The organism is Mesorhizobium sp. M7A.F.Ca.CA.002.05.1.1, assembly GCF_003998335.1.
Lineage (GTDB): Bacteria > Pseudomonadota > Alphaproteobacteria > Rhizobiales > Rhizobiaceae > Mesorhizobium.
Genome location: NZ_RZQI01001216.1, coordinates 1 through 1,377 on the forward strand (window position 1 = coordinate 1; position 1,377 = coordinate 1,377).

The 1,377-nt window shown below is 67.6% G+C and carries 1 pseudogene; it reads right to left on the reverse strand.

What is annotated here, in order from left to right:
* Window positions 1–1,377 (reverse strand): annotated as a pseudogene (locus tag EN939_RS39775) (autotransporter outer membrane beta-barrel domain-containing protein); the annotation flags it as partial.

A 1,377-nucleotide genomic window follows, 5' to 3' on the forward strand; every position in this document is an offset into this window, starting at 1 on the left:
CATGAACGGTTTCGCCACTCTTGCCGCCGGTGCCGCCGGCGCCGCCGAGGCTCAAGGTTATGGCCACATTGGAGTCCTTGGCCGAGGTGCCCGAAGCGCCGCCGACGCCGCCGCTGCCGCCGATCGACTGCGCCAGTATGCCGTGCGAATAGGCCTTCTCGGTCTGGATCCAGCCGCTGTTTTCGACATTGACCTTGCCGCCGTTACCGCCAACGTTGCCGGACCCGCCCAGTGACAGGTTGACACTGACTTCCGATTCATCGGTGTGACCGGTGCTTTCGCCGGCGCCACCGGCGCCACCGCCGCCACCCACCGACTGTGCGAAGATGCCGATGGAACGCTCCTGCTGGGTCCAGATGCCGGCCGTGGCGAGATTGAAGGCTTCGACTTGGAAAGCGCTGCCACCGCCGCCGCCTGCCCCGCCAAGCGCCCCACCGATCGCATATTTACCCAATACGCCCGATGTCGCCGAGCCGCCGACACCACCACCGCCGCCGATCGAGTTGGCGCTGATACCATACGAATCGGCGCCGTCGGTCACGATCAGGCTCCGGTTGGTAACAGAGACCGTGCCGCCATTGCCGGCACCACCCGCGGCGAGGCCGATCGCCGCGCCGATGCCGACGGACGTCTCGCCTTCGCTGCCTCCGCCAACGATCTCCTCGTCGGTCGAAGCCGCGCCGCCGCCGCCGCCGCCGCCGCCGACCGACATCGCCAGGATACCGATGGAATTGAAGCCCTGGGTCCGGATTACCCCGGAATTGTCGACATGCACGCCGGCGCCGATGACGTTGTTGCCGTCATCCAGGCGGAACAACGCCGCATCGTTGCCGGAGCCGCCCGAACCGCCAATGCCGACATTGACGGTGACACTCGTCTCGCTGGTGCCGCCAAGGTGGAACGCCTTGGCGTTGCTCGATCCGCCCATGCCGCCGCCGCCGCCCAGCGATTGCGCGACGATGCCTGAGGAGAAATCGCCCTTGGTCGTCAAATTGCCGGTGTTGATCACGTCGACCGCGCCGGAGATATTGCCGGTGCCGCCCCCGCCTCCGACGGTCACGTTGGCCGCAACGTTGACGCCTTGGCCGCCGCCCAGATCGGCGGTCGCACCGTTGGTCGAGCCGCCATTGCCGCCGCCGCCGCCGATCGACTGCGCAAGGATCGCCGCGCTCATGTCGCCATCCGTCTGCACCGTCATGGCATTGTGGACGAGCACATCGTCGCTGACATTGCCGTCGCCGCCGCCGCCGCCGATGCTGACGGTCGCGTTAACGCTGACATTGACGCCGTAACCGCCAGCCGCCGCCCAGGAATCGCCGCCATTGCCGCCGCTGCCGGCAACCGACTGGGCAAGAATGCCGCCAGCCTGGTAACCCT